The organism is Propioniferax innocua (genome assembly GCF_006716235.1).
Classification (GTDB): domain Bacteria; phylum Actinomycetota; class Actinomycetes; order Propionibacteriales; family Propionibacteriaceae; genus Propioniferax; species Propioniferax innocua.
The window spans coordinates 1,338,376-1,357,441 of record NZ_VFOR01000001.1 but is presented as its reverse complement, the minus strand read 5'-3'; the positions used below and the strand labels follow the sequence as shown (position 1 = coordinate 1,357,441).

The following is a 19,066-nucleotide window of genomic DNA, read 5'->3' as shown; positions in this document are numbered from 1 at the left end:
GCGCGCTTCATCTCTGCGTTGTGCCGTGTCTATGCGGCGAAGCGTCAAGGTGGGGCGGGCAGGCATGGCCCAACGCCGAGGTGGGGCGCTTGGTGGTCGGGTCGCGGGGTGTGTGCCAGGGCCCTGCAGGTGGACTCACTTGGTGCGGTGCTGCCAGACGGGAGTGCGTTTGCCGAGGAAGGCGTCGATGCCTTCGCGGGCGTCGGGCATGCCGGCGTTGGCGACCATGACTTCGCTCATGCGGGTGTAGGCATCGGCGGTGGCGAGTTGGATCTGCTCGTAGAAGGCGGCCTTGCCCAGTGCGACGGTGGCTGAGGATGCTGCGGCGACCTTGTCGGCAAGCTCGGCGGTGGCGGCGGGCAACTCGTCGTCGGGGACGACGTCGGAGACGAGCCCGTGGGCGAGGGCATCCTCGGCTTCGATGAGATCTCCGGTGAGCAGCATGCGCATGGCCTGCTTGCGGGGGACTGCGCGTGACAGGGCCACCATCGGTGTGGAGCAGAACAGCCCGATGCGGACGCCGGGGGTGCCGAAGCGGGCCGATGAGCCGGCCACGGCGAGGTCGCACGTGGCGACGAGTTGGCATCCGGCCGCGGTGGCCACGCCCTGGACCTGGGCGATCACCGGCTGGGGAATGGCCTGGATGAGCAGCATCAGCTCCGAACAGACCCGGAACATCTCGGTGCGGGCGGCCTCGTCCGCGCCATTGAGCTCCTTGAGGTCGTGCCCGGAACTGAACACGTGTCCCTCAGATGACAGGACGGCCACATGTACGTCCCTGCGCTCGGCGATCGCGGTGAATTCGTCGATCAGAGCCGACATCATCGCGACCGACAGGGCGTTTCGGGTCTTGGGGTTGTTCATGTGGACACGGGCGACGGCGCCTTCCACGGTGACCTGGACCAAAGCTTCGTTGCTCATGGCCCCAGTCTGGCAGGGCCGCCTGCCAATTGCAGCGTTTCATCCATGATCAGCGCCCCCTGGGAGTCGATCATGGATGAAACGCTGCACTTCGCTGAACGTCGCCTAAAATCCGAACGTGCAGAGCAACCTCACACGTACCCAGCGGCTCGACCGACTGCCGTACACGCGGAAACACAACACGATGCTGTTCGCCTCGGGCGTCGGTTGGGCGCTGGATGCCATGGATGTGGGGCTCATCGCCTACATCATGCTGGCGCTGACGAAGGAGTGGTCACTCACTGGTGCTGAGCAATCCGTGCTGGCATCGGTGGGGTTCATCGGCATGGCGTTGGGCGCCTCGCTGGGTGGGCTGCTCGCCGATCGGATCGGTCGCCGCCGGGTCTTTGCCCTGACCTTGCTGGTCTACGGGATCGCCACGGGGCTCTCGGCCCTCTCAACGGGACTGGTGGCGCTCATCGTGTTGCGGTTCGTGGTGGGCCTTGGACTTGGCGGTGAACTGCCCGTGGCATCGACGTTGGTGAGTGAGTTCTCTCCGCAGCGGATCCGTGGCCGTGTGGTGGTGGCGCTCGAGTCGTTCTGGGCCGTGGGTTGGCTCGGCGCCGCGCTCGTCGGGTACTTCGTCGTGCCGCTGGAGAACGGCTGGCGTTGGGCGTTGGCCTTCGGCCTCATCCCGGCGCTGTGGTCGCTGGTGATCCGGGCGAAGGTGCCCGAATCGGTGCGCTTCCTGGAGTCGAAGGGCCGACACGAGGAAGCCGAGGCGATCGTCGCGGACTGGGAGAGCGCTGCCGGAGTTCAGGCCCGGGCCGGTGCTGGTGATCCCGGCCCCCTGAAGATCGAGAACGGCTCCGAGGGAGCTGAAACCGAACGTATCGGTTGGCGTGAACTGTTCGAGCCACGTTTTCGTCAGCGCACGATCGCGCTCTGGCTGGTGTGGTTCGGTGTCAACTTCGCCTACTACGGGGCCTTCATCTGGATCCCGACGCTGCTGCATCAAGGCGGCCTGACGGTGGTGAAGAGTTTCGAGTTCACCTTGTTCATGACGCTCGCGCAGCTGCCGGGGTATCTGGTGGCAGCGATCCTCATCGAGGTGTGGGGGCGCCGGGCGACGCTGGTCTCGTTCCTGGGCGGGTCGGCTTTGGCCGCAGTGGGGTTTGGGTTCGCCGGTCAGCTCGCTGACAGCATCGCTCCCGGTTCCGGGGCTTGGCAGTACGGCGTGGCGATGTTCTTCGGATGCCTGCTGAGCTTCTTCAACCTCGGTGCCTGGGGCGCGGTGTATGCGATCACGCCCGAGGCCTACCCGACCACGGGACGGGCTTCGGGGGCCGGAGCCGCCACCGCGTTCGGGCGTATCGCGGCGATGGTCGCACCGATGGTGGTTCCGCTCGTGGCCCCGCTGGGGCTGGGGATCTTGTTCGGACTGTTCGGCGGGATGTTCGCCCTCGCCATGGTGGCCGGTTGGTTCCTGCCCGAGCACAAGGGGCTGGCGCTGGAGGAGCGGTAGGGCCTCGGAATGTTCGCTACTGCTTCACCCGGCCCAACCCGATGAATGCGGCGACGATCATGGCTGCGGCGAGCGTGATGGCGGCGAAGGGCCCGTAGGCGAGGCTCATCGTGACGCCGTCGGAGGAGTGGCCATCCATGCCGATGAACATCCAGCTGATCGCTCCTAGGGCGAGGCTGATCAGGAACGTGATGATCGACAGAATGCTGTATAGCCAAGCCTTGGGGCGGGCGGCGGCCGCGAGGCCCAAGATGACGACCAGCGCGCATCCTGCGCGCAGGGGCATGCCGTAGCCCAGATCGCCGAGTGCGAACGAGGTCGTCGTCGAGTCGAACAGCCCACTCTTGGTCGCTGTCATGGCCGGAGCAAAGGTCACGAGCAATGCCGCGAAGGCCAGCCCCGGCAGAAGCAGGCGTGCGATCGCCCGTCCGCCGGTCTGCTGCGGCGATCGTCCATTCGAACTTGACAGGCGTCGGATGTCCTCAGCGAGCTGCGGAGGTGTATTCGGATGCTGAAGCACCGCGAAGTGCAGATCCGGCCGTGCAATGGCGATGCTGCGCAGCGTGTGGGCGTCAAGGCTGGGGTTGGTGAGGTCCTGTGCCGTGAACGATGCGGGGTCTTGGCTCATGATGGTGCTCCGTCGTCATGGTCCGGGCGCCACCGAAACCGACGAGTCGGTGTCTCCCGGAACCGGGGGTGGTTCGTGAACGACGGTGGTCACGTTAGGCCCTCCAGCGGTGGACGTCAGGTGGTTCGCGGAAATCGCGTTGATCTCGTCGTGGTGGTCGGCAATGGTTCAGATCAGGTTTCCCAACGATGACATGGGACCTCGCTTTCGCCGGATGGGGCCGCTCTGCCATTCGCTGCTCGTATCAGGGCAGCCTCGGGCTGAACTTGCTTGGGCTGACAAGCGTGGAGCATTGTCGCGGTGCGGTCATGTGTCCGTTCGAGTCGCTACCGTCAGGGCATGGCCACGAAACAGCCACGCATCTTCGCTTATGTTGACGAGACGGGTGACCGTGGGCTGTCGTCCAAAGCGAGCCCAGTGTTCGGCATGGCGGCAGTCATGGTGGACGACGACGGCGCGGCAGAGTTGCGACAAGTCGTTCGTGACATACGCGAGCTGTTTTCGGTTCCAGAGGGAACGGTGATGTCATGGAAAAGGCACGTCAAGACTCATGATCACCGACGGCTTGCGGCGGCGCGACTCGGTGCTTTGACCAATCTGCGAGTCATGTACGTCTACTGCAGGAAGGCGGACCTCAAGCGCGACGCGTTCAACGGCGACCAAGCGCTCTTCTACAACTTCATTGCGCTCAAGATGTACAAGTCGATCTTGTGGGCTGGGCGCAACTGGGCTGGCGAAGGCGCCCAGCTATGGACGCGATTCGGGCACGTGCGTCGTCACGACCATGAGGCAACCAAGGGATACATTCTGCGTCAGGTCATCCCTGATCCGAAGGTTCCGCACCATCTCGAGAAGGGCTTGCGCTGGGTCTCTGCCGACCGGTATCTGGAGAGTCAGGCAGCAGATCTTTACGGCGGATTTCTCAAGGCGGCGATCTGGCCAGATGGGCAATTCAACCTCACTGAGCCAGCGTACTTACTCAGCGTCTGGCATCAGATTCGGAACAGTGACTCTTGCGCTGTCCCGCTCGGGATCATGTCGAGTCCCACCAATGTGACTGTCACGAATGAACCGTGGTTTCCATGCCCCGGTTGCCCGAGGAAGGAAACCAGCGGTTCTTCAGGAGCCTCCAAGGGCCGATCCACTTAAGGAGGGCGGTGGCAGCACCGCTGGTGAACCTTGGCAGGCTCCTGAAGAACCGCTGGTGTCAATTCTAGTCGGGGGTCAGTGAGCGACGCGAATCCATTGGGTGGTGTCGGGGCTTGGCTCTTCCATGGGCACTCTCCTCGTGCACGATCTCTTCGCTCTTCCCGTGGAAGCAGCTGTGTGGTCGGGGGCAGGTAATCTCCCCCATCTTGGTAACTGGAGTTACTTGTGACTGTGGTCCAGAAGGGCCGATGATGCGCGATCAGGAGTTCCGCTCGCTGAGGGCAGCAGAGTCTTTCCCTTGTCGAGAATTGGGTGTGTCGCGGTCTCCATGGCTGGCGGCGTCCTCCACCTCGAAGGCAGAACCATCAACGGCCTGTTGTGCGTCCCCACCGCGCAACCCGCGGTACACGAGCTTGCCGAGCAGCTCCAGCATCGCGCTTTCCACCGGGCCGCCCTCGTTGAACAGCTCGGTCATCCGGGAATGGGCCTGGTTGGTGTCATAGACCGCGATCAGGAGGGAGTCCTTCAGCTTCTGCGAGGTCAGGAACTGCTCTTCACTGTTGGCCGAGGCCTGCTGCTGGAGGTCTTCGTCGGCTTCCATTGCCTGCACCAGCGCGGTGGCCCACGAAGTGACCTGGTCGGGGCGGAAGTCCTCGCCGGCGAACTGCGCGTTGAGCCGGTCGATGAGTTCATCCATGAGAACCAACTTGGGGTCACGCCGACGCTTGGAGCCCGCCGCCACCGATGGTTTGAGCGGCTCGGGTTTGCCTTCGGAGAGGTCGAGGGTGTGCTGGCCGGTCTCCTTCTGCTTGATGTGCACCAGCTCGACGTCGGAGAGGTCGACGGTCTCGGTGACCGAATGCGTCCGCAGGTGCGGGATCAGCAGGCGGAAGAAGATGGCGTGCCTCTCGACGTCGACGTCTTCGAAATCGAGGATCTGGGAGACGAAATCGTGGAGCTTCACGAACGTGCGAACGTCCTTGCGGAACAGTTCCAGCTCGTCGATGGCGCTGGTGTCCTTGCTCGCCTGTGCGCTGTTCCACGCGGCGACGAACCGCTGCTTGATCGGCCCGAGCGCGTGGGAGATCGCTCCGTTGCCCTTCTTCTGGACCGCGGCATCGACCACCGCGTCCACCTCGTCGGGGGTGTAATACCCGGAGGTGTCGAGTTTGCTCTGCAGGTCGTGGAGCAGATTGGGATCGGTGGTGGCGACGATCTCGGCTTCGGCGTAGTACGGCAGGAACGCGGCCAGAATCTGCTCTTCGTCATTGACGAAGTCGACGACCATCGTCTCCTTGCCCTTCATGGCCCGGTTGAGCCGGGAGAGCGTCTGCACCGCAGCGACGCCGGCCAACTGCTTGTCGACGTACATGGCGCACAGCAGCGGTTGGTCGAAGCCGGTCTGGAACTTGTTGGCGACGATCATCACGCGGTACTCGTCTGCCTCGAAACCCGTGCGCAGGTCCTTCACGCCGGGGTTGAGGGAGTGCTCGGTGAACGGATCGGGTCCGGATTCGAGGTCGGTGACGTCGCCGGAGAATGCGACCAATGAGGTGTAGCCGGTGTATCCGCGCTTGGCGATGTACGCGTCCATGGCGAGCTTGTAGCGGACGGCGGCCTTGCGTGAGTCGGTGATCACCATCGCCTTCGCTCGTCCGTCGAGCAGGTGCTTCACGTTCGAGTCGAAGTGCTCGATGATTAACGAGACCTTTTGCGCGATGTTCGTCGGGTGCAGCTTCACCCATCGCATCAGGCCCTTGGTGGCGGTGGATTCGTCCACCAACTCTCCACCCTGCGACGCCTGGGCCAACTGGTAGGCGGTCTTGTATGTGGTGTAGTTCTGCAGTACGTCGAGGATGAATCCTTCCTCGATCGCCTGGGCCATCGTGTACGTGTGGAACGGCACGGGTTTGCCGTCGGGGCCGGGAGTGCCGAACATCTCCATCGTCTTCGACTTCGGCGTGGCGGTGAACGCTAGGAACGAGATGTTGGGCGTGGCGGCCCGCGACTTCGCCTCGGCTGCCAGCATCGCTTCCACATCGACGCTGCCGCCGTCGTCCAACTCGGCTGCCTCCTGCTCCGAGAGCACTGCCTTGAGCTTCGCGGCGGTCTGGCCGGTCTGTGACGAGTGCGCCTCGTCGGCGATCACGGCGAACCGGCGGCCGGCCAGGGCGTCGTCGTCCTGGATGGCCTCCAACACGAATGGGAAGGTCTGGATGGTGACCACGATGATGAGCTTCCCGCTGGCCAGTGCCTCGGAGAGATAGGCCGACTTCGAGCCGAACGACTTCTTGGCGGCTTCCTTGGCGGAGATCGAGGCCACGACGCCCGACTTGCTCTCGATCTGTTTGACGGCTTCGCGGAGTTGTTCGTCGAGCACGTTGCGGTCGGTGACGACGATGACGGTGTCGAACACCTTCTGGTCGTTGTCGTCGTGCAGCGTCGCGAGTCGATGGGCCGACCACGCGATGGAGCGTGTCTTGCCAGACCCGGCCGAATGCTGGATCAGGTAGCGCTGTCCGGCCCCGTGGGTGCGGGCGTCGCGGACGATCTTGGTGACTGCATCGAGCTGGTGGAACCGCGGGAAGATCAGGGTGTGCGAGGTGCGGACGCGGCCCTTGTCGTCGGTGCTGCGCTTCTCCTCGTAATGGATGAACTTGCCGAGGATGTCCAGCCACTGGTCGCGTTGCAGCACGTCGCGCCACAGGTAGGTGGTGGCCGAGCCGCCGTCCTCGTCGGGGCCATTGCCCTCGTGGCCCTCGTGGCCGCGGTTGAACGGGAGAAAGTGGGTCTTGGAGCCGGCGAGCTTGGTGGTCATCCAGACCTCGTCGTTGCTCACGGCGAAGTGCACCAGTGCACGGGTGCCGAACCCGAGCAGCGGTTCACCGGCCGGGTCGCGGTCGTGGCAGTACTGCCGTTTCGCGTCGCCGATGGTCTGCTTGTGATCGGTCTTGAGTTCGAACGTCGCGACCGGGACACCGTTGACGAACGCGACCAGGTCGATCGACTTGTTGTGCTTGGTGGAGTAGTGCACCTGACGCATGATCCGCAGCCGGTTGGCGCTGTAGCGGGCGTTGACGGTGGGGTTGACGCCCTGTTCGGGCTGCTTCTGCATGAGTTGGAACGACGCGGGGGTGTCCTTGAACCCGGTGCGCAGCAGGTGCAGGGAACCGCCGGTGCCAGCCTGGCCCTTGTCGAGGAGTAACGCCAGACGCTCGAGCAGAGCGCGACGCGAGGTGGCCTGCGCCTCGGCAGACTGGGTGGGCTTGATCTTCTTGGCGAGTTGTTCGGGTTGGGTTTCCTCGAGCCAAGCAAACAGGTCGGCGGGGTAGAGGGCGAGTTCGCGGTCGTAGCCGTCGTCATTGGGGCTGTAGAGCCACCCGTGTGCGGCGAGGTGTTCGCAGATCTCGGTCTCGAACTGCGATTCCCACGTCTGGTTCGTCATCAGGGCACCTCCTCCTGAGTACCGGTGCGATCCACGATCGCATCCAGCCGTTGGTTCTGACCATCCCGCCACTGCTCCCAACCGTTGGCACTGCGTCCGCGGATCACGCAGGCGGCTCCGCTGGGGGTGGGGAACAGGTGGTCCTTGGCGAACACGATGGCGCCGGACTCGTCCTGCTGGAGTACACCATCGTCCAGGAGGGCTTCCCGCTGGGCGGCGATGGCGGGATAGGGGCGCCACTTGGCATTCTGCGGCACGATCTGGGTTCCTGCGAAGACGGTCAGCCCTTCGTCGGAGTAGGAGCCCGAGGTGGTGTCCTTGAGACCGCGTACGTGGAGGATGTTGGCGTGCGGGGTGTCCTGCTTGGACTTCAACGGCCGCAGGATGGGAAATCCCAAGGTCGCGGTCAGCACTGAAATCGTTTCGAAGAACTCATCACAGTCGGCCTGAAGTGGCAGCGGCATGTGCATGTTGGCGTAACCGTCGTTGCCGTTCTTCACCGCATAGCGTCCGTTGTCCTTCGCGACGCGGACCGCCTTGGCTTCGAAGTAGCGCACGTGCGTCTTCGTCCACGAGGCAGTCAGGGAGATGGCCACGAGTGCCCGGGTCCAGAACAGCTTCTTGCTTTCGTGCTGACGCAAGCGCTTGCCGATGTCGTCGGTCTCTCCGATGTAGCACTCGGCACGTTCGTCAGTGTCGGACGTGTCACTGAACAGGAAATACACCCCGACCTGGTGGGCCTGTTCCATGGCGAGAAACTCCGACAGCGACGCGCGTGGGATGTCGAACACCTGGACCGTGCGGGTCGTGATCTCGGCCTGCCGAAGTCCTTGCGGGTTTCCACTCGGCAGGAAGATCTGGATCGTCTGTGCGCGTGCCATGTCAGTTCGTCTCTCCGGGGATGTCGAGCTGGCCCGTGACCGCAGCGGTGATGAGCGCCGCCCGACGCTCTTGGGCGAGAGCGATGTGCTCCTCGGCTTTGGCGATGAGGGCGTCGATCTTGGCGGTCTCAGCGGCGATGCTGGTCTGCAAGGCACGTTGCTCGGCAAGTGGTATGTGGGGAACCTGCAGCTTCCGCAGGACCGCTTGCGAGATCTTGGGCATTGTGTGGCTACTCCCTCGAGCCTCGAGCTCGATCTGATCCCGTGCATGGCGGCTTCCAAGCACCGTTGCCAGAAACTGGGGATCGTAAAGGTCAGACCGGGTGCGAACCCGATAAAGGAGATCACTCAGCAATGCGCGCGGGAGATGCGTTGGGACATGCGCGGCACTCCCAACGAGTTCGCGCGTATTTCCGCGGGAAACGACCACATCGCCAGCCTGGACTGCGTGCTTGGGATCGGCGTATTCGAGGTCCAGAAGTGCCTTGTTCTCGTCCGGCCGGAACACGCCATAGTTGACACATCCGACCTTGAGGACGCACCAGTCCGTGGCGGGGTTCGCCACGGGCCATGTTGCGCAAGAGGGACTCGCTCCCTGATCGATGGAACCAATCACGTATCCCAGAGCGATCGTGGAGTGTTCAGCACTGAACACGTCCAGTCGATGCTGCACTGCTGCCCCTCGCCGTTCACGGAGCAGGGAGATCAGCTCGTTCTGCTTCTCGATGAGCGCGTCGATCTTTGCGGTCTCGCGGTTCAAGAAGTCTGCGATTGCTCGTTGTTCTCCTAATGGCGGCAGCGCAAGAGGGATTGTCTTCAACTTGGCGGCGCTGATATGCACCACCGTGAACCCTGTTGAGCGAAGGGCTCGGTGAGTCCTCAAAGGGTGCGCTTGTATTCCATAGGCCAGGAACAGGGGGTCCACGTCGCCGTCCGGTTCCAGAGTGATGGCATCGCCACCGACGACGGCTGGGTCAGGCAGCATGGAGACGGCGGCCTTGCCGATCTCTTCGGGGTCCTCGCCGGACGCAGTGAAAACTAAGGTTCCGGGGTGAAGCGGCGCGTAACGATCGGCATCTTCGGAACTGACATAGGCCACCGGATGCTCGATGGTGGTCTGGAATGTGGTGTAGAGGTCGCCGTACCGAACGACGGGGATTCCCGATTCTTGGTTGTCTTTCTTGGAGCCGCCGTATCCCTTGCCCCATCGGCCTAGACGTCCGAGTCGTGTAACGACCCAGTGTGACGGTGGGCGCTCGCCGAGGAGGTCTTCTTGTTGGATGCTCACGACTCCACGTCCTGCAGCAGTTCGATGATCTCGGCCGTCACCCGTTCGAGGTCGGCGTCGATCTCCTCGAGGGGGCGCGGCGGGACGTACTTGTAGAACAACCGCGTGAACGGGATCTCGTACCCGATCTTCGTCTTCGACTCATCGATCCAGGCGTCCGGCACGTGGGGGAGCACTTCGCGTTCGAAGTAGCTCTCGATGTCGTCGCGGAAGGGCACGAGTTCGGTGTCGCGCAGATCGGTGTCCGGTTCGACGTTGCCCTTGTTGTCGGTGCAGACCACCGCGTCATCGTCATGTACCCCGATGGCCTGCCAGATCGCCTTCACCACCGCAGCGCTCGGGGCGACTCCGCGCTCGCGGGCGGCCTTCTTGAGGTCCTGGATGAACTCGGCGCGGTCCATCCAAGTCTGGCCGATCAGCGATTCCAGTGCAGTGCGGAGCTTGCCCTGTTCGTCCTGATCGAGCTTGGTGATCGCCTTCGCGGCCAAGGCGGCGTCCACCAATTCGGCATCGGGCGCGAACCGCAGGCGCAACGGTTGTTCGACGGTGATCTCCCAGTAGCCGAAGTCGGCGGGTTCGAGGATCTTGCAGTGCTCGGTCTCGGTGAAGCCCTCGTAGAGGTTTGCGATGGCGTCGCGGTCGGCGTCGCCGATCTCACGGTTCTTGGAGCCGAGGTTCTTGCGCATCTTGGTCCAGCGCGCGGTGGCGTCGATGAGCTGGATCTTGCCGCGTCGTTCCTCGGGCTTGTGATTGTCGAGGACCCACACATACGTCGCGATGCCGGTGTTGTAGAACATGTTGGTCGGCAGGGCGACGATGCAGTCGATGAGGTCGGACTCGATCAACCAGCGTCGGATCTCCGACTCACCCGAACCCGCGCCACCGGTGAACAGCGGCGACCCGTTGAGGACGATGCCCGCCCGGCCCCCGGAGTCCTTCGCCCCAGCCTTGGCCGGACGCAGCTTGGAGATCAGGTGCTGCAGGAACAGCGTCTGGCCATCGCTGATGCGCGGCAGCCCGGCGTCGAACCGGCCCCCGCCGATCTCGTGCTCACGGCGCACCACGGCTTGCGACGCCTTCCAGTCGCCGCCGTAGGGCGGATTCGACAGGCAGTAGTCGAAGGTCTGGTCGTAGTGCTTGTCGTCGTAGAGCGTGTCGCCGAGGCGGATGGCGTCCACCGCGTGGCCCTTGGCGATCATGTCGGACTTGCAGATCGCATAGGACTCGTCGTTGAGCTCCTGCCCGGCCAAGGTGACCTGGGCTCTCGGGTTCATGGCGAGGATCTCCTCCTCCGCCACCGACAACATGCCGCCAGTACCGGCGGTCGGATCGTAGATCGAACGCACGACGCCAGCTTCGGAGAGGATCTCGTCATCGGGAGCCAGCACGAGATCAACGATCAGGCGGATTGCATCGCGTGGGGTGAAGTGCTCACCGGCGGTCTCGTTGCTTGCGGTGGAGAACTTGAAGATCAGATGCTCGAACACCTGCCCCATGTCGGCGTTGGTGACCCGCTTGGGATGCAGGTCGATGTCGGTGAACTGCCCGACCACCAGGTACAGCCGGTCCTTCTCGTCGAGTTTGTGGACCGTCTCGGTGAACCCGAAGCGGTCGAAGATGTCGGCGACGTTGGCGGAGAAACCTGCGGTGTAATCGATGAGGTTCTCGGCCAGATTCTCCGGATCGCCTAGCAGCGACTTCAGCGTGTAGTTCGTGCGGTTCCAGAAGTGCAGGTTGAACTGCTTGCGGAGCTTCGCGGCGAGGACCATGTCGTTTGGTGTGCTCGCGGCCATCGCGTTGATCTCGTCGCGGTGGTCGGCGAGGACGCACTCCATTCGTCGCAGGATCAGGAACGGCAGCGTGGCCGTACCGTACTGCGCGGGCTTGTAGACCCCGCGCAGCTGGTCGGCGATGTTCCAGATCAGGTTTCCCAACGATGACATGGGGCCTCGCTTTCGGATGACTTGGGGCTACTCTGCCATCTGGGCTCATCTGGCTGCTTTCGCTCCCATGGATCCGTTGGTTCACAGCCAGAGCTGCGCTGAGATGGCGATTCGGAATCGGAACTGACGAAGACTGCCGACGCGAGTGGAAGTATCCCGTCAGTTTGTGGTCCATGGTGCACGGCGGTAGACCGTGTTTCGGTGCTGCCCTTCCCCGCCTGGAAGTTGGACGGCCGCAGTCACGGTCAGGGCTGGGTAGCGACCTTGGGGATAATCGCCCAGTGCGTACAGGCCTGCCAATGTGGGTTCGCCGGTTCGGGTCAGCACGCTGGTGTTGCGCAGGGTCTGCTCCCGGGAGTCATTGCGTAGCCGACCATCGCGGCTTCTGGCCGTTGCAATGTACTGGTCGACGAGTTCGGGTACCAGATCGTCGATGTCGAGCCCGGATGCGGCCCGAAGGTCGTACTCGACCTGCTCATCGAGATGTAGCTTTGCCACTTCCAGCATTCGGAGTTCGTGCTCGTGCATGGGACAGTCGCCGTCGGGTTGTCGAAGATAGGCGACCCCGTCGGCGGTGGCTGGCCTGTCTGTTGCAGGCAAGGGGACCACGTGGAGCACCAGTAGCTGTTTCCCGTTCACGATGAACTGTTGGGGAACAAGCTGGGGGCTCGGGGTCACCGCTTGCCGGGCTTGGGAGATGATGCCGGACTCGATGGCTGCGAGATCTGTCAGTCCGGTGACCTCGAAGCGGCCATTTCCCTCGTCGACCCCCAAGATGATGGTCCCGCCGTCGGGCATGTTGGCGAACGCGCACAAGGTCTCCGGCATGGACGGAACGCCTCCGGAGGCGCGCTTCACCTCAATGGTCGTGGTGGTGTCCCTCGGCGGATGCGCATGGCCTCCAGCGCACGAGTCAAGTCGTCCAGTGACCACCGCATGGTGACAATCCACTGGGAAGTGACACTTTTTGTCAGTATGGGTGGAAGTTTGATCAGTGTCACTCGATGTCAGTGCTGCATATCCACGAACCGTGAGTAGTGGCCCTGGAAGATCGTGGTCACCGTGCGCGTCGGGCCGTTGCGGTTCTTGGCGATGATGAAGTCGGCTTCGCCGGCGCGGGGCGATTCCTTGTCGTACACGTCGTCACGGTGCAGCAGGATCACGATGTCGGCGTCCTGTTCCAAGCTGTTGTGGGCCACGACGCCGTTGGCCACGAAGCAATGCGTCCCCGGAACCGTTGCGTCGAACACTTCCTGCTGTCCCAGGGGCTCGATGGAAACGACCGAGTCCCACAGCAGGTCGCTGTCGGCCAGCTTTTGCAGATCGGGGTCTTCCAGCAAGGTCGCCACACGACCCAAGCGCTCTCGGCTCGGTGAGCGCTTCCACAACGCCGATCCGCAGAAGGCTGTTCCCAAGGCCTCCGAGAAGGCTCGGTGGCTCATGCCTTGCGCAGTCAGTGAGGTCCTGACAGAGGCCCAGACTTCGCGAGGGACGGTGTCCACGTTGGTGTTTCCCTTGATCGCTTCCAGCCGTGGAACCATCTGCCGTGCAGAAACGCCCCGAGCGCCCCACACAGGGATGGTGCGGCAGAAGGTGAGTTGCTGCGCCGCCCCATAGATGTGCACGTGATAGCCATCTCGGAAGCCGCTCTTCTGTGCGATCTTGATTCTGGCGACGATGCCACAGCGCAGCAGGAGCTGGCACAGACCGTCGGCGAGTCGCCGACTTGAGGTGGCGTAGTAAATCCGCGCTTGTCGGGCTTGTTCGTCCCAACGGGCCGAACCGTCCGTTGCCCACAGGTGGCCGATGAAGTCCTGCACTTGATCAAGGGGTAGTGCAAAGACCCACTCGGGGATGAACTTCTCGTGGCTACGCAACCCGAAGAGCCCCAATCCATCGAGCCAAGCCGCAATGGGGTTGCGCTTACCGTGCGTGAGGCGGAAGGGCGCGGGCAGCCGAAGCGTGGTCACCCGCGCAGCCGAATGTTCGTCCCGCTTGGCGTTGATGCCGAAACGACGCGACGCGGCCTCGGCAACACGTGTCAGGTTTGCTTCGTCGACACTGGCGTAACGGATGGGCTGCTTCTTGACGAATGACCCATCGCCGATCATGTGAGCGAGTAGCGCCACCTCGTCATCGTCGGCCCTCTTCGTGGCGATCGGGTCCGGCACGTGCCGGGGCACTGCCAGCCGGTGTCCCGGAGCGAGATCTTCGAGCGGAACCCAGCCGTCGATGGTGAGGAACTTGTGATTGGCGGTCGCCTCGATCTCTCGGCCCGAGGCGAGGCGCATACGGAAGACGTCCTTGACGCCGCTGGAGAACGCATGTGTCATCGTCATGGGAACCACGCGATGGTTCTCGTCGACCGACCAGACCGGAATGTCGCGGAGGCCTTGACTATAGATCTCTCCGATGGTGGTTTCCGCGCCCGTGTCCGCGCGGAGGATGCGCGTGGATGCCGTCAGGCAACCCGACTCGCGAAGATCGGACACCATCGGTTTCTTGTCGGTGCGCTGTTCGGGACCACGGTTGAGCTGCGACATAGCCACCACGGGCACCCCGAGCTCCTTGGCCAGCAGCTTGATCTGACGCGAGAACTCCGAGACCTCCAACTGACGCGACTCGACCTTCTTGCCCGAGGTCATCAGCTGCAGGTAGTCGATGACGATCAGGCGCAGGTCGTGTTTCTGCTTCAGGCGGCGGGCCTTGGCGCGGATCTCCATCATCGTCAGGTTCGGCGAATCGTCGATGAACAGCGGTGCGCTGGAGATGTCGGCCATCTTGTTGGCCAGACGCTGCCAGTCGTCCTCGTTCATCGACCCCTTGCGAAGGGACGAGAGCTGGATCTGCGCTTCGGCGGAGACCAGACGCATCACGATCTCGACCTTGCTCATCTCCAACGAGAAGATCACCGACGCCATGTTGTTCTTGATCGAACACGACCGGGCCATGTCCAGCCCGAGGGTTGATTTGCCCATCGCGGGTCTGGCGGCGAGGATCACCATCTGTCCCGGGTGCAGGCCATTGGTGAGTTCATCGAGATCGGTGAATCCGGTGGGTACGCCCACCATCTCGCCGCCCTGGGCGCTGATGGCCTCGATCTCGTCGAGGGTCTCCTCCATGAGGTCGGCCAGTGGTGCGTAGTCCTCGTTCGCCTTGCCGTCCGAGACGCCATACACCGCAGCCTGGGCGGCGTCGACGATGTCGTTCACCTCACCCTCGCCGGCGTAACCCATCTGTGCGATCTGCACCGACGCCTCCACCAGACGCCGCAGGATCGCTTTGTCGCGGACGATCTCGGCGTAGTAGCTGGCGTTGGCTGCGATCGCGACCGACGAGAGCAGATCATGCAGGTAGGGCGCGCCGCCGACGCGCTGAAGTTGCCCGGTGCGGCCCAGCTCGTCAGCCACGGTGATCGCGTCGGCCGGGTCGCCTCGTCCGTAGACGCTGAGAATCGCGTCGTACACGAACTCGTGCTTGGGCAGGTAGAAGTCACGGCCGCGCACGATCTCCACGACGTCGGCGATGGCGTCCTTGCTCATCATCATCGCGCCGAGCACCGACTGCTCGGCCAGAACGTCCTGCGGAGGAGTGCGGTCGAGTTGTGAACCGCCGCCTTCGTCTGGCGGCGGGGGAGGTTCGTCGAATCTGTCGGTCACGTCGCCTCCCTTCCGAAATCCACGGCCTCACACTAGCGCCTGTCCGCCGGGCGGAGGTTGTTCGGATCCGTCCCGGGCCGGATGAAGGCCGCACCGTACTGCGAGAACGTGACGCGCGCCACCCGGGTTATCCACAGGGCATGTGGATGGGTTGTGGGTGATGGCGGCGGCATCGGTGGAGACGTGGGGATAACTCTGGGGATGGATTTGCCCAAAGCTCGAGAACCCCGCTCTGACTAGGGGAAACGCCCGATTCTTGCAGTGGATAAGACCACTGTGGGTAGTGGATCGAGGGCGGGAATGGGGGTGTTGAAGCGCCGTGGGGACGGTGTCATGCGTTCCTCGGCGGAAGTTATCCCCAGCTTGTCCACGGGGGTGGGAGCGCGCTATGGGATGGCCTGTCTGGGGGGTGCGTCCCGTCGAGGGTATACCCTGGTGGGGTATCGTTGACGGGCGTTCGGGCGTCATGGTCCGAGCGTCGCCGGAGAGCCTGGGTGAAGGTGTCGCTCCGATCAGGGGCGGCGCATCGATGCGGCTCTGTGGCATCGACAAGATATGAGTCACCGAAGTGTCAAGGGGTATACATGATCAGCAACTACACCGTCACCGGCATGACCTGCGAGCACTGCGTCAAGGCGGTCACCGAGGAGGTCGGCGAGATCGAGGGTGTCAGCGATGTGAAGGTCGAGCTTTCGGGCGCGATGTCCTTCTCCAGCGAGAATCCCGTCGATCTGTCGGTCGTGGAGGCTGCTGTCGCAGAGGCCGGTGACTACACCGTCAAGCCCGCCTGAGCCGAGGGGCTCCAGTCTCTCCGAGGCGCCTGGTCCAGGGAGCCTCGTGGCTCCCTCGAGTCACAGGCGCGGTGTGTGCACAGTGGGCCGCGGGTTTGGAAGGTGACGCGCGTACGGTTACCATTCCGTGATGTTTGGGTCTGATGGCCCGAGCCACGAATCCCGCGGCCCTCACACCATGGTTGGAGTCACATGCGCAAGGTCGTTCCGCTCATCGTCGCCGGCGGTGCTCTTCTGGCATCAGGTGGCACTCTCGGTGCCATCGAGGCGTCGGCCACGAACGTCGATCTCATCGTCGACGGCGCACCCCGGACCGTCCGCACCTATCAGGGCACCGTCGGCGGCCTGCTGCGTGCCCATGAGATCGAAGTGGCGGGCCGGGACGTCGTGAGCCCCTCGATGGGAGCCAAGCTCACCGCGGATCAGGATGTGACGGTCAGCTTCGCCCGTCCGGTCAAGTTGACTCTCGACGGCAACTCGTCGGAGAAGTGGACCACGGCGCTCACCGTGGGCGACTTCGTGGACGAACTCGGTGTGCGCCCCGAGTCGAAGGTCTCCGAGCCTCACGAGACCAAGATCGGTCGCGAAGGGCTCGCTCTGGAGGTGAACAGCGCCAAGCGCATCACCGTCGTCTCGGGTGATGATCCGGCGCAGGAGAGCGTCACCACGGCGTCGACCGTCGGTGAGGCCCTCGAGGAGCAGGGGATCAAGCTCTCCGACCAGGACAAGGTGACGCCCGAGCGGGATGCGTCGATCGAAGAGGGTATGACCGTCGAGGTCGAGTACCACAAGGAGAAGCGCACGAAGAAGGACGTCTCGATACCCAACGAGACCGTGCGCAAGAAGACCGATTCCCTGCCGGAGGGGACCGAAGAGGTCGAGGTCGAGGGCAAGGACGGCACCGCGGTCGAGGAATGGGTCGAGAAGTTCGTCAACGGCAAGTCGGTCGGCAAGGAACGCGTCAAGCGCACCGTTGTCGAGGAGCCGGAGGACCGCGTGGTCCTGGTGGGGACGGGCGAGAAGAAGCCTGCCACCTCCGGTGACGACTCCGATGATGAGAGTTCCAAGGACACCGAATCGGCAGATTCGGGTTCCAGCAACGACGCCGGGTCCAAGTCCCAGGACTCGGGGGCGGACTCGGGCCTGTCGGGAACCGGCCAGGTAGAGACCTGTGAAGCGTCCAACTACTGGCAGGGCCAGATCACGGCGACCGGTGAACAGTTCGACCCCGATGCCATGACCGCCGCCCACAAGACCCTGCCGTTCAACACCAAGGTGAAGGTCACCAACCAGGCGAACGGAAAGTCTGTGGTGGTGCGCATCAACGACCGCGGCCCTTACGTCGGGGGGCGCTGCATCGACCTCTCGCGCGGATCGTTCTCCAAGATCGCGAGCCCCAACGCCGGTGTCGCCCAGGTGAAGGTCGAAGTCCTCAAGTGACCTGCTGACGCAGACATGAACTGATACCGACGGGCCCCGTCGCGCACGATGCGCGGCGGGGCCCGTCTGGTTCGGCTGCGTTCCTGCCGATGGACCTCTCGATTCCAGGACAGGTCAGCTGCTGTTCCTGTCCTTCTGGCGGCACAGGTCGATCGCAATGACGCAGCCGATGATCGTGGCTCGGAGCCAGGGTTCGGTGAAGCCGGCCAACTGCAGGGCGTAGCGTTCGCGCCCCAGCAGAGCCTGACCGATCCCGGAGTAGCTGCGCGTCACACGGGCGATCTCGCCCATCTGGGCCGTGGCCAGTTGGAACTCCCGATCGAACATCTTGCCCTCGATCTCCATCACGGCCCCATCGGCGAGCGTGATGGTGAACCTGCTCCGCAGGAAGCTGAAGTGACGAACCAACTCGGCGAGCGGCTGACCGTTGGGGGCCATGATGTTCATGCGGTCACGCCCGAAGGTGACCACATCGTCGAGTCGGACCATGGGGGTGCCGTCGACGTCGAGCACCGTGAACTGACGGTTGCCCATGAAGAAGCGGTTCAGGCCGCTGCCCTCGGTGCGGATGTAACCGGCAGGCTGACCGTGGGCGTCGAGAATGCTGAAGTCGTTGCTGAGGAAACTTCGGATCTGGTCGATGATGAGAAGGTCATGCTGGAGAAGGGCCATGGGGGAGTTCTACCGCATGCGGTGCCACGAAGTGGCCCGGTGGGGTACTTCCGGGGAAAACTCAGGGCTGTGACTGAGGATCCAGCACGATGCTCGCTGGTGCATCCGCTCCCAGTCTGTGCACGTGATCCACAGCCAGCAGGATGCGCTCGGTGGTCACGTGGGCGTCTGCTGATTCATTGCGGTCGTCCTCGGCGATCGGTCCGTTGATGACGACTTCGGTGACGCGCGGCAGCGTCGGATCGATGTTCGCCTCCGCGCTTGCGACGCCGCACAGCATCGTGAGCGCCGAGCCCATCACCGAGACCGGGCCGCTGTGTGTGGCCACGCGCCGTGACGCGTCGCCGTTGATGCAGATGACATGCACCGGGCGGCCACGGCGCTGCCCGAGCAGGTCGGCGATCACCAGCGCGGCGTGGTGAGGAAGAAGATGTGAGGAGGTGTACTCCAGAAGGTCACGGCCACCGAGCCGGGCGAGGGGACCTGGCTCGCTCCATCCGCCCACCGACACCAGGATGGTGTCGATCGGATGCTCGGCCACGGCCTCCGCCACTGATGCGGGCTCGTCCACCCATTCGGGAAGCACGATGTTGACATGCCCGGCCCCCGCGGCGGGGCGACGTGTCACCGTCACGGTCGTGTCGGTGCGGGCCAGATGCGAGGTGATCCGCGCACCGATGAAGCCGGTGCTGCCCAGGATCAGAACGGTGGCTGCCATGGGCTCATGATACGAATCCCGGCCACG

14 protein-coding genes are annotated in these 19,066 nt (G+C 63.6%); 4 read left to right on the top strand and 10 right to left on the bottom strand.

From position 1 onward, the window contains the following. Positions 1–135 precede the first annotated feature (135 nt). Complete coding sequence (locus tag FB460_RS06370) at positions 136–921, bottom strand: enoyl-CoA hydratase (RefSeq protein WP_142093193.1); 786 nt, start codon at positions 919–921, stop codon at positions 136–138. 118 nt (positions 922–1,039) lie between these two features. Here FB460_RS06370 and FB460_RS06365 point away from each other — a divergent pair, with 118 nt between their 5' ends. Next, on the top strand, positions 1,040–2,425 hold the full coding sequence (locus tag FB460_RS06365; protein WP_246044257.1) for an MFS transporter: 1,386 nt from the start codon (positions 1,040–1,042) through the stop codon (positions 2,423–2,425). 16 nt (positions 2,426–2,441) lie between these two features. Here FB460_RS06365 and FB460_RS06360 read toward each other — a convergent pair whose 3' ends face one another. Beyond that, complete coding sequence (locus tag FB460_RS06360) at positions 2,442–3,053, bottom strand: variant leucine-rich repeat-containing protein (RefSeq protein WP_142093192.1); 612 nt, start codon at positions 3,051–3,053, stop codon at positions 2,442–2,444. 339 nt (positions 3,054–3,392) lie between these two features. Between FB460_RS06360 and FB460_RS06355 the strand changes: the two genes are divergently transcribed. Next, entirely contained in the window at positions 3,393–4,202 is an 810-nt protein-coding gene (locus tag FB460_RS06355) for a DUF3800 domain-containing protein (RefSeq protein WP_142093191.1), read from the top strand. 259 nt (positions 4,203–4,461) lie between these two features. On the opposite strand, the gene FB460_RS06350 is transcribed toward FB460_RS06355, so the two are convergent. The 6 genes from FB460_RS06350 to FB460_RS06325 form a co-directional block, all read right to left on the bottom strand. Further along, the gene (locus tag FB460_RS06350) at positions 4,462–7,647 is read right to left on the bottom strand and encodes a type I restriction endonuclease subunit R (protein WP_142093190.1); all 3,186 of its coding nucleotides are present in this window, start codon (positions 7,645–7,647) and stop codon (positions 4,462–4,464) included. Further along, on the bottom strand, positions 7,647–8,528 hold the full coding sequence (locus FB460_RS06345; protein WP_170209972.1) for a GIY-YIG nuclease family protein: 882 nt from the start codon (positions 8,526–8,528) through the stop codon (positions 7,647–7,649). Before FB460_RS06345 ends, FB460_RS06350 begins: the two co-directional genes overlap by 1 nt. Position 8,529: 1 nt before the next feature. Next, complete coding sequence (locus FB460_RS06340; protein ID WP_142093188.1) at positions 8,530–9,816, bottom strand: restriction endonuclease subunit S; 1,287 nt, start codon at positions 9,814–9,816, stop codon at positions 8,530–8,532. Continuing rightward, the gene (locus FB460_RS06335) at positions 9,813–11,759 is read right to left on the bottom strand and encodes a type I restriction-modification system subunit M (RefSeq protein WP_142093187.1); all 1,947 of its coding nucleotides are present in this window, start codon (positions 11,757–11,759) and stop codon (positions 9,813–9,815) included. Before FB460_RS06335 ends, FB460_RS06340 begins: the two co-directional genes overlap by 4 nt. 159 nt (positions 11,760–11,918) lie before the next feature. After that, positions 11,919–12,617 carry an AlbA family DNA-binding domain-containing protein gene (locus tag FB460_RS06330; protein ID WP_281281825.1) on the bottom strand — a complete coding sequence of 233 codons (699 nt, stop codon included), beginning with the start codon at positions 12,615–12,617 and terminating at the stop codon, positions 11,919–11,921. Positions 12,618–12,766: 149 nt separating this feature from the next. Then, positions 12,767–15,418, bottom strand: coding sequence for a replicative DNA helicase (locus FB460_RS06325; RefSeq protein WP_142093185.1), 2,652 nt, complete (start codon positions 15,416–15,418; stop codon positions 12,767–12,769). Positions 15,419–16,002: 584 nt separating this feature from the next. On the opposite strand from FB460_RS06325, the gene FB460_RS06320 reads away from it, so the two are divergent. Together FB460_RS06320 and FB460_RS06315 are read left to right on the top strand one after the other, a co-directional pair. Next, on the top strand, positions 16,003–16,209 hold the full coding sequence (locus tag FB460_RS06320; protein ID WP_142093184.1) for a heavy-metal-associated domain-containing protein: 207 nt from the start codon (positions 16,003–16,005) through the stop codon (positions 16,207–16,209). A gap of 192 nt (positions 16,210–16,401) precedes the next feature. Then, positions 16,402–17,649, top strand: a complete 1,248-nt coding sequence (locus tag FB460_RS06315) for a septal ring lytic transglycosylase RlpA family protein (protein WP_142093183.1) — start codon at positions 16,402–16,404, stop codon at positions 17,647–17,649. A gap of 114 nt (positions 17,650–17,763) precedes the next feature. Here the strand turns inward: FB460_RS06315 and FB460_RS06310 are convergent, their stop codons facing one another. Beyond that, a complete protein-coding gene (locus FB460_RS06310; RefSeq protein ID WP_142093182.1) occupies positions 17,764–18,321 on the bottom strand; it encodes an LURP-one-related/scramblase family protein in 558 nt (185 codons plus the stop codon). 61 nt (positions 18,322–18,382) lie between these two features. Further along, positions 18,383–19,039 carry an NAD-dependent epimerase/dehydratase family protein gene (locus FB460_RS06305; protein WP_142093181.1) on the bottom strand — a complete coding sequence of 219 codons (657 nt, stop codon included), beginning with the start codon at positions 19,037–19,039 and terminating at the stop codon, positions 18,383–18,385. Positions 19,040–19,066 lie beyond the last annotated feature (27 nt).

Bases quoted from the DNA above. Each gene is read 5' to 3' on its own strand.
- FB460_RS06370 (WP_142093193.1), bottom strand. From the start codon at position 921: ATGAGCAACGAAGCTTTGGTCCAGGTCACCGTGGAAGGCGCCGTCGCC.
- FB460_RS06360 (WP_142093192.1), bottom strand. From the start codon at position 3,053: ATGAGCCAAGACCCCGCATCGTTCACGGCACAGGACCTCACCAACCCC.
- FB460_RS06355 (WP_142093191.1), top strand. From the start codon at position 3,393: ATGGCCACGAAACAGCCACGCATCTTCGCTTATGTTGACGAGACGGGT.
- FB460_RS06350 (WP_142093190.1), bottom strand. From the start codon at position 7,647: ATGACGAACCAGACGTGGGAATCGCAGTTCGAGACCGAGATCTGCGAA.
- FB460_RS06345 (WP_170209972.1), bottom strand. From the start codon at position 8,528: ATGGCACGCGCACAGACGATCCAGATCTTCCTGCCGAGTGGAAACCCG.
- FB460_RS06335 (WP_142093187.1), bottom strand. From the start codon at position 11,759: ATGTCATCGTTGGGAAACCTGATCTGGAACATCGCCGACCAGCTGCGC.
- FB460_RS06320 (WP_142093184.1), top strand. From the start codon at position 16,003: ATGATCAGCAACTACACCGTCACCGGCATGACCTGCGAGCACTGCGTC.
- FB460_RS06315 (WP_142093183.1), top strand. From the start codon at position 16,402: ATGCGCAAGGTCGTTCCGCTCATCGTCGCCGGCGGTGCTCTTCTGGCA.
- FB460_RS06310 (WP_142093182.1), bottom strand. From the start codon at position 18,321: ATGGCCCTTCTCCAGCATGACCTTCTCATCATCGACCAGATCCGAAGT.
- FB460_RS06305 (WP_142093181.1), bottom strand. From the start codon at position 19,039: ATGGCAGCCACCGTTCTGATCCTGGGCAGCACCGGCTTCATCGGTGCG.